The sequence below is a fragment of the Acidobacteriaceae bacterium genome (genome assembly GCA_028283655.1).
GTDB lineage: Bacteria > Acidobacteriota > Terriglobia > Terriglobales > Acidobacteriaceae > Granulicella.
This window is the reverse complement of record JAPWKE010000003.1, coordinates 331899-344362: the sequence shown is the minus strand read 5'-3', so window position 1 is coordinate 344362 and position 12464 is coordinate 331899. Positions and strand designations below refer to the sequence as shown.

Below are 12464 nucleotides of genomic sequence, written 5' to 3'. Positions count from 1 at the left end.
GACAAGCCTCGCTAAGGGGCTCTGCCCCGATCGCGCTCTCCAAGGCCGTCCGCCCCTCCGGGTTTTGGCTCCCCCGCTACGCGGTCCCCCCAAAAAGCTCCGCTCGAAGACCTTCCGTTTGCTACCCCCGCCTTCGCCAGGTGGCGTTCGGCATGTACATGCCGCGTTCAACGCGGACGTGCAAAAGCAAAAGCCGACAAAGGAGCAGACACCATGACCACCACCGCAGCAACCCCCATCGACAGCAAGAAGCCCAACACCAAACAGGAACTCATCGCCGCCAACGTCAAGCTCTTGATTGAGCAGTTGGAGGCCGGACACTCCGACGTCCTCACCAACTACCTCACGGCCATGAGCCGCTTTCATAACTATTCCTTCGGGAATGTGCTGGAGATTGCGAGGCAGATGCCGACCGCAACGCGTGTTGCCGGGTTCTGGACGTGGAAGAACCTCGGACGCAATGTGAAGGCCGGACAGAAAGGCATCCGCATTCTGGCTCCCATCGTCGGCGTTCGCCGCAAGAAGGACGAGGAAGCGAACAAGGACATCACTAAGCAGAACGAGCGGGTCTTAGTCGGGTTCCGCAATGCCTATGTTTTCGATGTGTCGCAGACCGAAGGCGCAGACCTGCCGGAGATGCGCGGGATATCCGGCGATCCCGGCGAGAACTCGGAACGGCTTGCCAAGTTTGTTCGTTCGCGTGGCATCGCGCTTGTCTATAACCCCAACATCGCCCCCGCACTTGGCATGAGCTACGGCGGACGCATCGCCATCCTTCCCGGGCAATCGAAGGCCGAAGAGTTTTCGACGCTGGTACACGAGACGGCGCATGAGCTTCTGCACAAGGCAGAACGTCGCACCGCAACCACCAAGACCGTGCGCGAAACCGAAGCGGAGGCAGTCGCCTTTGTGGTGGGAAAAGCCGTGGGGTTGGTGACGGGTTCCGCATCCGCCGATTACATCCACCTGTACCACGGCAATGCATCCTTGCTGGCCGAGAGCTTGGAAGTCATTCAGCAGACTGCCGCTGTCATCCTTGCCGCACTGGAGCCACCCGCTGACGACGAACAAGAGGACACGGCAGCAAGGGAAGCCCCTGAACTCGCGGAGGTGGCGGCATGAAAACCGTACTCGCCATCCTGCACAAGGCGGGGGGTTGGCGTCCCAACCTCTACATCAAGATTGAGAACCCGCCTTATCTTCCGCTTGTGATGGAGGCGGTGGACGAGTCCGGCCCGCTCGGTCTGCCTGCTCTCTCCGTCGCGCACTACAGCGAACAGAACGGCGACGCCATGCGTGACCCCGAGATGTGTTTCGAGCTTGGCTTCGCCGGGGGCGCACACCTGATTCCGTACTACTGGCGCAATGACTATGTGGCCGTGGAGCAGTGGAGCCGGAATATCATCCGCGACCATTACGTGGCGTTGTTGCAGCTACAGGAGCAACACGAGAAGTTCGCCAAGACGTGGGACAACAACCTGCGTTTGCAGGGCTACGAAGTGGCCTTTACGGACGAGTGCATTCTCGGCTAGTCCGCTCTCCCTTGGAGCGGAACCATTGCCCGACGTGTGCCGCTCTGTGACCATCCCTCGCAACCGCTCGAAAGGAGCACACCATCATGCAAACTCAAATCATCAATGCCACCGAATACCGCAACGTTTCGCTTTCGTTGTTGTCGGAGTCGAAGACCAACCCGCGCCGCCGCTTCGAGGATGCCGCCCTCAAAGAGCTTGCCGCATCCATTCGCAATCAAGGCGTGTTGTCGCCCTTGCTTGTGCGTCCACTCACGGAACAGGGCTTTGAGATTGTGGCAGGTGCCCGACGCTTCCGCGCGGCGCAGCTTGCCGAAGCGGATACCGTTCCCGTCCGCATCGTGGCCTTGAGCGATGCCCAGGCACTCGAAGCACAGTTGATTGAAAACCTGCAACGCAAGGACGTTCACCCGATGGAAGAAGCGCAAGGCTTTCGTGCGCTTCTGAATTTGGAAGAACCGAAATACACCGTCGAGCAGATCGCGGCCAAGATGGGCAAGAGTCCCGCGTATGTGACCACGCGCCTCAAGCTCACGGAGCTTGCGCCCGTTGTGGTCGAAGCTTTCTATGCGGAGGAAATCGGTGTCGGCCATGCCTTGCTTCTGGCGAAGCTGCAGGCCGACCAGCAGGAACAGGCGCTCTCCGCTTGCTATAAGGAGGTGTACAACGGTGGGCAGAAGCCGACGCGGATTCTGCTGCCCGTCCGCAACCTGCAATTCTGGATTGATACCAACATCGTGCTTGCGCTGAAAGAGGCTCCATTCGATAAGAAGGATGCGCAGCTTGTGCCAGTGGCAGGAAGCTGCATCGATTGCCCCAAACGCACAGGCCATAACAAGCTCCTGTTTTCGGACATCGGCGGCAAGCTCGATTCCTGTACTGACCCGACCTGCTACCAGTCGAAGGTCGCGGCGTTCGTCGCCAAGACCATCGCCGAACGTCCCAAGCTCGTGCAAATCAGCACAGCCTATGGACAGCAGCCGGAGGGCAGTGTCACGTTGCCGCGCAACAAGTACACGGAGATTCGCGCCGAGAGACCTGCTGACAAGGACGAGGCGAAACGGCCTGAGTTCAAATCGTGCAAGTTCACCACGGAGGCGATTGTCACGGACGGAAGCGAGGTTGGCACGTTGCGCAAGGTCTGCACGAATCTCGCTTGCCCCGTGCATCATCCCAAGCCGCAACGCAACGACCGCGACGAGGAACGCTGGAAGGCAGAACAGGAGAAGCGCCGCCGCGACGAAGCCATTGGCAACACAACGGGGCTTCGCGTTCTCGCCGCCATCAGCGCCGCCGTTCCGGTACGCCTGATGAAGCGTGACCTCCTCTTCATCAATACCCAACTCGCGGAGCTTGTCGGGGAAGCTCGTCTCGAAACCCTCGCCAAGCAGCACGGCATCAAGCGGTCGAAGGATACCGAGAACATCGGCAAACTGTTCGCTACTTACCTTCGTCGCGCCGAAGAAGGCACGCTTTCACGCATCGTCGTGGAGTTGACGATTGTGCTGGCGGCCTCCCGCTCGAATGCGTCGAGCATCCTGCGCGAAGCAGCCACCGTGTACAAGGTCGAAACCGACGCCATCGCTCAAAAGGTCAAGGCCGAGTTCGCGGCCAAGGCCAAGGCAAAGAAGGAAGCCAACCCCGTTCCCAAGGTGCCTGTCAAAATCAACAGGGCAGCGTGAACTGGAATCATCGGAGATGGCCGCTAACCCGCGGCCATTTCGTTTTGAAGTCGCATTTTGCGGCGCAGGGAGACACCGCTTCGGTTTCTCCCTTTAACCCTCATCCCGCCTGGCTCCGGCCCCCGCTCGCCGGCGGCGCGGCAGGAGTCAAGTTCCTCCTCCTGCACCTGCCCCTTCTGTGGACGTCTCCGACTCGGCTCCCATTCCTGTAAAATGGGTCCTTTCACTTGCAGTCTGTTTGGTTGAGGCAGCATGTAGGACGGGTCTACCGTCCTGGTGCTGTCCACATTTTGCTTTGGTGCAGGGAGCACTCTTAGAAATGGAAGCGAAAGCTCGTCCCATTGGGCAATTACTAGAAGATCGGGCGCGGTTCTGTGTCCCCGTTTATCAGCGCCACTATGAGTGGGAACGGAAGGAACAGTGGGAGCCCTTGTGGTCCGATATCCAGGACAAGACCGAGGAGATTTTGAGCGGGGCGGCCCGGAATTATTCCCACTACATGGGAGCGCTGATTCTGTCCGAGGGTAAAGCAAACCTTGGACAGGTTCCTATCAAACAAGTGATTGATGGGCAGCAACGACTCACAACGATACAACTCGTCATAAATGCGCTCTTCCGCACTGCGACAGAGCGTGGCGAGACCAAACACGCCGGTTTCCTTGAAGCGCATCTGTTCAATGACAAGTTGCACCTCACGGACGATCCCGATGTTGAGAAGCATAAGCTCTGGCCTACCAAGTACGATCGGAGTCTTTACGCCGACGTAACCATCATGAGCTTCGCTGAATTGACGGATAAGTATTACCAGTTTTATTACAAAAACGGCAGGATTATCGCGAATCAGGCCCCAAGGCTCCTCGCTGGCCTCTATTACTTTTATGAGGCGGTTCAAGCCTTCATTGACGAAGCTGATGGCGAAGGTTGGCAGCCCAGACTCTCGGCATTGAGTGCCGCGATACTCAACCATTTCTCGATTGTCGTAATCTCTATCGACGACAAGGATGACGCACAGACCATCTTCTCCACACTCAATGCACGTGGGAAACCTCTGAATGCGATGGACCTGATCCGCAACGATATCTTTCAGCGCGCAATCCTGACGAAAGAGAATGCGGAAGTCCTATTTGATAAGAAATGGTCGGAGTTCGAAGACCCGTTCTGGGACACGCCAGAAGTGCAGGGCCGACTCACTCGCAAGCGCATCGAATCATTTCTTGGCAGCGTACTGGCGGCGGAACGAGCAGAGACCATCAATCTCACTAAGCTTTACCCCGAGTATCGCACTTACACGGAGGAAGCCCGTTATTCGACCGTTGACGCAGAGCTTTCCCGGCTGCTTAGTTACGCTCCCGCCTATCGCGGCCTGAAGCTGCCCAACCCTCAAAAGCCGCTTGGCCTGATCGCCCGGCACTTGAGCGATTGGGATATGACCACAGCGTTTCCCCTTGTAATGAGCGTCGAGATCGAGATGAAAAACAAGGAGCATGAGCTGCGTGGGTTGTATCAAGCCTTGGAGGCATACACCATCAGGCGAGCATATTGCGGCTTGACAGCAAAGGGATATAACAACCTTTTTCTCACTGCAATCAAGTTCTTGCGCGAGAACGGATGGAGCTCGGACAATTTTTCGGCGTTTCTTCTAAGTCAGACCGGCGACTCGTCACGTTTTCCGAGCGATGACGAATTTAAGAACGCAATCGTAACAGAATCGATTTATCGCCCCGGATGGGAGAGAAGAGCGCGAGTCATTCTGCAAACGCTTGAACAAACGCTGCGAACCTCGAAGGACGATGTCATCACCATCCAAGCCGGGTTTACGGTGGAGCATGTCATGCCCAGTAAGTGGGCGGAGAATTGGCCTTTGCCGGATGGCACCCAGGCGCCCTGCGAGGATGTGTACACCGCTCTCGTGACTCACAAATGCGGAGAGTCCGTCACCGACGCGATTCGAATGCGAGAAGGCGTCAAGAACTCTCTCGGAAATTTAACGCTCGTGACGCAGCCCCTCAACTCTGCGATCAGCCACGGCCCGTTCTCCATCAAGAGGCCAGAATTTGCACGCTCCGCTTTGCTTCTGAACAGGATGATTGCGGATCAGACTGTCTGGAGTGAAGAGCAAATTCAAGCTCGCGGACTGGCTCTGGCTGAAAAGGCTTGTGAATATTGGGCTCGTCCTAGCTTGGAGAATACGGTTTCGAAAGCGTACACAAGCTAGGCCTAAAAACTTCTCGTGATCTCTGAGACACCAAACTCTGCTATGCCAAACCTGTCGTGAGGCGGTTTGGTGCGAATTGTGATGTCCGCTCGGTTCCAAAGAGAGCCGAATTCGGGTCCAAACCAGCGAAACGGTAGAAACAGTGCGAAATTTGCGAATCCTGCGAAACGCCCGATTCTATGTGAATATATCCACGTTGTTGAAAAGCTTCTTGGGTAGATAGCTCAATTGGTTAGAGCGCTGCCCTCTTTCCTTCATTATGCGTGCGAGATCGCGGAAGTAAAGAGGACCACCCAGGGCCACCAAAGGCGAATCAACTGTTTCCAAGAAGGGTTACGCACCGCTCTGGCTGTGTAGAGTTCACTGTGGATAGGGCAGTCCGCGCTCGGCCGGCCAACTGGATTGGAGTCATATTATCCACGTATCGAGCGTGGGTAATCCGATCAAGCCCCGCACCAACGAGTGGTGCGGCGCCTCGTAGTGTAGAACGTACCGCAATAGCCCTAGTCCGGCCAGCGTGAAGGATCAAGTTCCGCTGACGGTACATCCGCGCAAACGCATCATGTACGTGGTCCCTGATAGTTTCCAAGGTTTCCTTGGGCGCGTTCAGCAACTCCGCCATTCGACTCACCGCAGCGCGGTCCGCCCAACCAGCGGGAATGGGGCATGTCCCACCTATGATTGCGCGGGCAACGACGGCAGCCTTCTCTCGGTTCTCGGGTGCTGCGTCAATGGCTTGCCGGAGCGTCGTGTCCCGTTCCCGTAGAACGTAGGCCAGTGCCGTCAGTTCCGCTCTCGGGAACGAGCAGCTCACGATTGTTGCCAGCCGCTCAGCAGGGTCAGCCTTCTTGCTTTTCGGCTCCCCGAGCAAAGACTCGATTGCAGCCCAGCCACCTGCAATCGCAGTTGTAGTGGCCCCACTCTGCAACGGGGCAAGCAACTCGATTGCAGGGTCGATATATCGGTCAGCTTCCGTTTCGAGCCAGAGTCGGTTCTCCCTATGGATCGCGCCAATGCGTACACCTCGCAAATGTCGCTCAATCGAATATGTTTTTGCCTTTCCCTTGACCCAAGCGATGCCGCAGTTCTTCACATCCTTGCGCAGGCTCAGAAGAACACGGGCAGTGAATAACTCGACCCTCTCCGCAGCGAGTTGCACTGCCGATTCCGGCTCAAGGGCTTGTACCGTGAGCAGCAGACCTCCTTGCTGATGAAAGTTGAGAGGCATGGATGCTCCGTTTTCATGGATCCATTCGCTCACTCTCGTTGCGCTACACCATCCCTGCGGAACAAGCAGTCCCGAAGGTGGCTGCAATTCGGAAGGGAAAGGAATTAACACTTCAAAGTTCTGCTCAGTTTTGTTTGCCAGTTCGGACGCCTCACGGACAATGTCCGTGAGGGGACGTGTAACCGACTGGTCCGCATGAAGGCGCGATACGTCCACCATCGATGCAGATAGTTGGCGTTATAGCCCCGATCCAAGAGATGGGCTGCAATCGCGCGGGACGTGCGCTCTTCGGCAGGTGCTTGTGGGGTAGCCATGGCATCGGCCCACCGCGCGAGATAGTTCGGTGTAGCGTCGTTGAGGAACTGCCGAATCTGTTCGTACTCAAGTCCCTCGAAAGTGATCTCGGCTCTCGGTTCGCCGTTGATCGTGAGGCAGTCGGCGAGAGCGGCTCTCTCAGCCGTTCCCCCGAAACCGGGGTCGTCCCGGACCATCCGAAGCGCAGCCCGCACGGCGGCGCGGACGGTAGTGTCTGAAAGGTGTCCTTGGCTGAAGGCTTCGCTCGCCTCCAAGACTTCGCGTAACGCTAGGTTTGAGCCCGAGTTCCAGAGAATCCGGTGCCAAGGTGTTCTGGAACTGAGATACTCAAGGAGCCGCGCGGCGATGTAGTTCTCAACGGGATTGACGGCAGAGATCACTTCGTTTAGTATATTTCCAGGGTTGAGCCCGACACATATACGGGACACGTCCTCTTCGGAGTACAAGTCCCTTTCCCATCTGAAGGCCCCTCACTGAGGGGCCTTCAACGTTTGGCGGAAGCCGAGAACTCAGCTCGTTGATGCATCGACCACGAGCAGCCTTGTTCGCTCTCGCTCCACGGCCTCCGCGATCAGGGGCTCTCTGCGTTTATTCCATTCCGGATGGAACGGATCGATCTCTTGAAGCAGGGGATCTTCCGCTGACCAGAGAACCGGATAGTCCTCATAGAACTCCTCATCCGTTTCTTGACTCTCAAGCGCGAACTGGAATCTCCCGTCGTCTCTGAGAGACACCAGACAGAAGAAGTCCTTCAACTCTCTTATCCGGAAGTTCTGAGGCCCCAGACCAGAACGCACTAGCTCCAAATGTTGGGCTGCGACATCCGAGACTCCCTGTTCCTTCGCGAATGCTTTAGGATCGACGCGGAGCCCTGCTTGCTCAATCGCGGCCTCTTCATTCTCAGCCTGCAAGATTGCAGCGTTCCCATTTTCCAATCGAATCATATAAAGCTTCATCAATCCTCCACCGTTACGGCTCATCCCTACGTTGCGGCGGACGCTCGGCGGTTGAGTACCGCCATCGCGTTGTGCAGTGTTGTGTGATCCATGTGCGCATACCGGGCCGACATCGCGATTGTCTTGTGACCCGCGGCTTCCTGAATTACTTTCAGGCTTGCGCCGGACTGAGCTAGCCGTGAGCAAAACGTGTGACGCAGATCGTGCCACCGCAACTTCTTTATCTTCGCCTCACGCAATGCGCTTTCCCACCACTTCTTGTTATCCCCGATCCCAAAGACAACATCTTTTGGGGATGAGTTCGGTTGTTCAACCGAACGATCCTTCCGAGACAGCGAGAGCTTCTTCAACTCTTCAAAGGCAGTGACGACATCGTCGATCATCGGAACCGTTCGACTCGACTTGTTCTTCGTGTCGCGGAGTGTAATGACCCGGGCCTTGAGATCGACATCACTCCAGCGCAATCCATACTGTTCCCCCTTGCGCATTCCAGTGCCAAGCGCAACATCAAGTTCATAGATACGGTGGAGGAGACGCAAGCGACGCCTCTCGTTCTGTGGTCCACACGCATCGACATCCGCTTGCAGGACTGCTCGGAGGCGGACCTCTTCTTCGGGTTTCAGGTAGCGAATGATCCCGTTGTTCACTGGAGCCTGTTTCACATCGCGGACGGGGTTGACGTTGACCTTGTCCCGTTGCTTTCCAAAACGGTAGACACTGGAGAACGTCGCCTTGTAGCGGTTCTGGGTCGCTGGCTTTGCCTCAAGAGATTCCAGCCAATCCATGATTTCGTAGGGACGGATTGTGGACGCTGGCCTGTGTCCGAAGTGTTTCTTAATTCGTCCGATCCGAAAAGGAGGATTCTTCTGGTCCTTGTAGACCTCCGGCTTGCTCTGAATATGCCGGAGTAAATCGTCGCAGAGTTCGCCCAGTGTGACTGTAGAAGCGCTGATTTCGAGTTCGCTTTTTGTCTTTGGTGACGCCTTCGCGGTGGACGGAACCCAACCGTCCCCGGTCCGCTTCAGGGTTCTCGCTTTCTCGACATAAGCGACGGCAGCGGCACGGTTGCGACCGAAAGACTTTCGGACGAGCTTACCGTCCTGGCGGTATCGGGCGTGCCAGATCCCGCTTCCAGGAATGCGCTCATAAACGCCTTCGACGTATGCTGCCTGCTTGGCCATAAGGACCCTCCGAGCGGAACTGCGAATCTCCCCGCTATCTGGATTCTAAGGCTTCGTGTGATACAAGTGTGATACAGCAACCGGCAAACTGATGCAGTCCGGTGCAGCGGTTCGGACGTAAGCTAAAGTGACGAAAACAGCATAAACACTGGATATTATGCGCATCGCACTGCATGGGGTTGCACTGGCCTGCAGGTTCCAGATCGCACTCCTAACGCGAAGGTCGCAGGTTGGACTCCTGCCCGGGCCACCAATTACTAGATTATTTTTCAGTGATTTATGAAACGCCCTCCGAAAATCTCGGAGGGCGTTTTTGGCCTGGTGATACCTTGGTGATACTTTTTCGAAAAAAGCTGTGCATTTCTCTGCAGTTCGGTGCGTGCTTTAGGCGGCAGTCGACTTCATCCTACGAACCCAAGCAGTCGACCAAATCGTGTTGCCATTCAACCCGTTGGGCCAACACCTAGATTTCGGGATTCGATAAGTTCCGACACTCGTTCCCGCACCTCATCACGAATCCGCCTCACCTCTTCTACTGGCAGAATCCGGACTGGAGCGCGCTGCTCGTATCTAGTCATAACTAATGCTTCGATTAGGAATTTCGCTGGTGGTATCGCTGCCAGTAACGACTATCCGCGATAGTCCAAATGCGAGTGTAATCATCCCAATCCAAGCGGTTATTACGCCGCACCATCGGGATACTAACTTCGGGAACAGGAGAAGTCAGTGCCGAATTCATCTGTTCAACGTGCTTATTCCACTCCGTCTCACTACCTCTATCACTCAGACTGGTACAAATTTCCCCGGGCAGACCAACATTCGGCGGACCGTGAATCTGATCCGAGAGCAATGAACTTCCCTACGCGATTAAACCTCCGTCGACACTCAAGCTAGAGCCAGTGATGAAGGCGGCTTCCGGACGGGCGAGATAGGCCACGAGGCTTGCGACCTCGGTGTCTTGCCCGAGTCGCCCCAGCGGCACGAGTTTTATAAGCCGCTCGATGTCCGTCTTGTCAGGCGCATTCATATCCGTGGCAATCGGCCCCGGCTGAACGACATTCACGGTGATGCCGCGCGACGCGAGGTCAATGGCGGCTCCCCGTACCAAGCCTAGCAATGCAGACTTCGTCATGCTGTAGATGCTTGATCCGGGGAAGCCCGTGCGCAGAGCAGAGGCGCTGCCAATGGCGACGATACGTCCGTCGCGGTTCATGTTTTTCGCTGCAAACTTGAAGCCCAACATCGCAGCGCGAATGTTCACCGCAATCATCTCGTCCAGCTCGTCGACTTCGACTTCGGTGATCGGCTTCCGCAGCATCTTGCCGGCATTGCTGACAAAGATGTCGAGTGCTCCACCGAACTCCTCCGTCGTGATCGAGACAGCTTTTTCTATATCCGTTGCAGACGCGCTGTCTGCTTGTATCGCCTTCGCTCTGCCGCCAAACGCCTGGAGTTCCGCGACCAGATCGTTCGCCTGCGGTTCCGAGTTCGCATAGGTGAATGCGACGGACGCGCCATCGCTGACGAGCCTCCGGACGATCCCGGCACCAATGCCTCGGGAGCCCCCAGTGACCAGAGCCACTTTGTTCGCAAGCGTGGGCTTGAGTGTCTGTTCAATCATCGTTCATTCTCCTGTTGCGTTTGATGTAATGGAGTGAGGCCCTCTACTTAGAGGCCATCGAGACCGGAGTAGCCTCGAACCTGCCAGTAATCATCCGGCTGCTCAGAGCTGAAACGGATACGTGTGATTGCTTTGATGTTCTTGAGCCCCAGCTTGACCGGGCTCGCAAGGCGCAAAGGCGCACCATGCTCCACGCCAAGTGGATCGCCGTTGAAATGAGTGGCGAGCAACGTCTGCGGATGCAGCAAGGATGCCATGTCAAAGGACACGAAGTAGGGGTCAGGTGCACCGTTGCCGTCGAGGTTGACCGAAGACTCCAGGCGGGCCCACTTGGCTCCCGGTGCCGCCGGGTAGTGCTGAAGGAATTGCGCGAAGGGGACGCCACTCCACCAGGCGATGGCATTCCAGCCTTCGACACAGACAAGCCGTGTGATCTGATCGCGCACCGCGAACTCGCGAACCAGGCGAGCAAGGTCGAAAATTTCGCTGCCACGAGCGAGCCCGTCCACGGTCAGCTTCCAGTCTGCGAGATACGACGGATCGGGTGTAGCACCTGCATAGTTGTTCTTCAGCTCCGTGATGTCACTCTTTCGAAATGTCGGAGAGAGGCGACTGGGTGAGAAGAGGGAGCGGTCAATGCGATCGTCGAAGGCAAGAGCCTTGCGCTCGACCGCTTGCCGCAGGTGTTCTTCGGTCGACCGCGGATCATTGGACTTCCATAATGCTCCAGGCGGCAACAGCGCATGACATAAGGCGCCAGCAGCAGCGGCACCCACGCCAAAGAGCAACAGGTCACGGCGAGTTGCCCGACGAAGAGCCTGTGCAGGGAGCCACTCGATGTTCGCCGCAGGCTCGCGAAGGCGCGCGGCGTACGCTTCGAGCGCTTTCAGGCGACGTACCATAGCTTCATTCGGCATTGCGCTTCACCTGCGGCACGGCTGGCGTGACGCGCCAACCGGTCACCATGCCTCGAAAGGTGTTGAAACCTTCGAGCGTTACCAACGCGACGTGCACCACGATGAAGGCGATCATCGCAAGCATCAACCAGAGGTGCCATTCGCGCGCACCTTGAAAGCCACCGAACGCACGTGTGAGCCAGTGGAACTGCGTTGGCTTATGAATGGCCCAACCGCTGAGGACAAGCAGCAGCCCGATCACAGTCACACCCGCGTACGAGAAGCGTTGCAGCGCGTTGTATTTGGAGGTCCCTGCAGGTTCATGCCGCTCCTTTCGCAATAGAACCTTCGGCAGCCAGGAGATGTAGTACCAGAACATCGCCAGGGCATCGTCTATCGCGCCGCGCCTTGGAAGCAGCGCACGGAAGCTGCCATCCCACAGCAACGCTGAGACGTACACAACACCGTTTAGCAGGAACAGGTAAATCAACGACCAATGCACCGCCAACCCATCCGCCAAGTGCGCGGGCCCGAAACTGAAGTGGTTATAGAACCAGTTCGGCGGGTCTGGATACTTGCGAAACACATGAGCGCACAACCATACGCCCGCATCGGCGACCCAGTCCGTGTTTCCAGTCGCTGCATCGGGAGCGTGCTGGTAGACCGGTGATGCCCAGTAGATCGTTGCGCCACTCACCATCAGCCCGAGAAGAATCCACGCATTGAGCCAGTGCGACAGCCGCACCACCGCGTTGTGGCGCCGTTCCACGCGAACGGCAGCCACTTGCGATGCGGAGATTCCAACATTTCGTGGAACGGTGACTGGCGTCTGCATGCT

The 12464-nt window shown here is 56.9% G+C and carries 9 protein-coding genes and 1 tRNA gene; 5 read left to right on the top strand and 5 right to left on the bottom strand.

Annotated features, from left to right (window positions below; genetic code table 11):
• Window positions 1-213 precede the first annotated feature (213 nt).
• The 4 genes from PW792_04210 (at window position 214) to PW792_04195 (ending at window position 5429) form a co-directional block, all read left to right on the top strand.
• A complete protein-coding gene (locus PW792_04210; GenBank protein ID MDE1161135.1) occupies window positions 214-1122 on the top strand; it encodes an ArdC family protein in 909 nt (302 codons plus the stop codon).
• Window positions 1119-1532 carry a hypothetical protein gene (locus PW792_04205; protein ID MDE1161134.1) on the top strand — a complete coding sequence of 138 codons (414 nt, stop codon included), beginning with the start codon at window positions 1119-1121 and terminating at the stop codon, window positions 1530-1532. The genes PW792_04210 and PW792_04205 overlap by 4 nt, the downstream gene beginning before the upstream one ends.
• 86 nt (window positions 1533-1618) lie before the next feature.
• Complete coding sequence (locus tag PW792_04200) at window positions 1619-3214, top strand: ParB/RepB/Spo0J family partition protein (protein MDE1161133.1); 1596 nt, start codon at window positions 1619-1621, stop codon at window positions 3212-3214.
• Between the two features lie 319 nt (window positions 3215-3533).
• Entirely contained in the window at window positions 3534-5429 is a 1896-nt protein-coding gene (locus PW792_04195; protein MDE1161132.1) for a DUF262 domain-containing HNH endonuclease family protein, read from the top strand.
• A 2052-nt stretch (window positions 5430-7481) separates the two neighbouring features.
• Here the strand turns inward: PW792_04195 and PW792_04190 are convergent.
• Together PW792_04190 and PW792_04185 are read right to left on the bottom strand one after the other, a co-directional pair.
• Window positions 7482-7928, bottom strand: coding sequence for a hypothetical protein (locus PW792_04190; GenBank protein MDE1161131.1), 447 nt, complete (start codon window positions 7926-7928; stop codon window positions 7482-7484).
• Window positions 7929-7954: 26 nt separating this feature from the next.
• Window positions 7955-9109, bottom strand: a complete 1155-nt coding sequence (locus PW792_04185) for a site-specific integrase (GenBank protein MDE1161130.1) — start codon at window positions 9107-9109, stop codon at window positions 7955-7957.
• Between the two features lie 186 nt (window positions 9110-9295).
• Between PW792_04185 and PW792_04180 the strand changes: the two genes are divergently transcribed.
• A tRNA-Ser gene (locus PW792_04180) sits at window positions 9296-9362 on the top strand.
• 606 nt (window positions 9363-9968) lie between these two features.
• Here PW792_04180 and PW792_04175 read toward each other — a convergent pair.
• From PW792_04175 to PW792_04165, 3 genes are read right to left on the bottom strand one after another with little or no spacing between them, the layout of a single operon-like run.
• Window positions 9969-10730: an SDR family oxidoreductase gene (locus tag PW792_04175; GenBank protein MDE1161129.1), complete on the bottom strand. Its 762-nt coding sequence runs from the start codon at window positions 10728-10730 to the stop codon at window positions 9969-9971.
• Between the two features lie 47 nt (window positions 10731-10777).
• Window positions 10778-11647, bottom strand: coding sequence for a molybdopterin-dependent oxidoreductase (locus PW792_04170; protein MDE1161128.1), 870 nt, complete (start codon window positions 11645-11647; stop codon window positions 10778-10780).
• The gene (locus PW792_04165; protein MDE1161127.1) at window positions 11637-12461 is read right to left on the bottom strand and encodes a cytochrome b/b6 domain-containing protein; all 825 of its coding nucleotides are present in this window, start codon (window positions 12459-12461) and stop codon (window positions 11637-11639) included. Before PW792_04165 ends, PW792_04170 begins: the two co-directional genes overlap by 11 nt.
• Window positions 12462-12464: the final 3 nt, after the last annotated feature.

Coding starts and splice junctions, on each gene's coding strand:
- PW792_04210 (MDE1161135.1), top strand. CDS start 214: ATGACCACCACCGCAGCAACCCCCATCGACAGCAAGAAGCCCAACACC.
- PW792_04205 (MDE1161134.1), top strand. CDS start 1,119: ATGAAAACCGTACTCGCCATCCTGCACAAGGCGGGGGGTTGGCGTCCC.
- PW792_04200 (MDE1161133.1), top strand. CDS start 1,619: ATGCAAACTCAAATCATCAATGCCACCGAATACCGCAACGTTTCGCTT.
- PW792_04195 (MDE1161132.1), top strand. CDS start 3,534: ATGGAAGCGAAAGCTCGTCCCATTGGGCAATTACTAGAAGATCGGGCG.
- PW792_04190 (MDE1161131.1), bottom strand. CDS start 7,928: ATGAAGCTTTATATGATTCGATTGGAAAATGGGAACGCTGCAATCTTG.
- PW792_04185 (MDE1161130.1), bottom strand. CDS start 9,109: ATGGCCAAGCAGGCAGCATACGTCGAAGGCGTTTATGAGCGCATTCCT.
- PW792_04175 (MDE1161129.1), bottom strand. CDS start 10,730: ATGATTGAACAGACACTCAAGCCCACGCTTGCGAACAAAGTGGCTCTG.
- PW792_04170 (MDE1161128.1), bottom strand. CDS start 11,647: ATGCCGAATGAAGCTATGGTACGTCGCCTGAAAGCGCTCGAAGCGTAC.
- PW792_04165 (MDE1161127.1), bottom strand. CDS start 12,461: ATGCAGACGCCAGTCACCGTTCCACGAAATGTTGGAATCTCCGCATCG.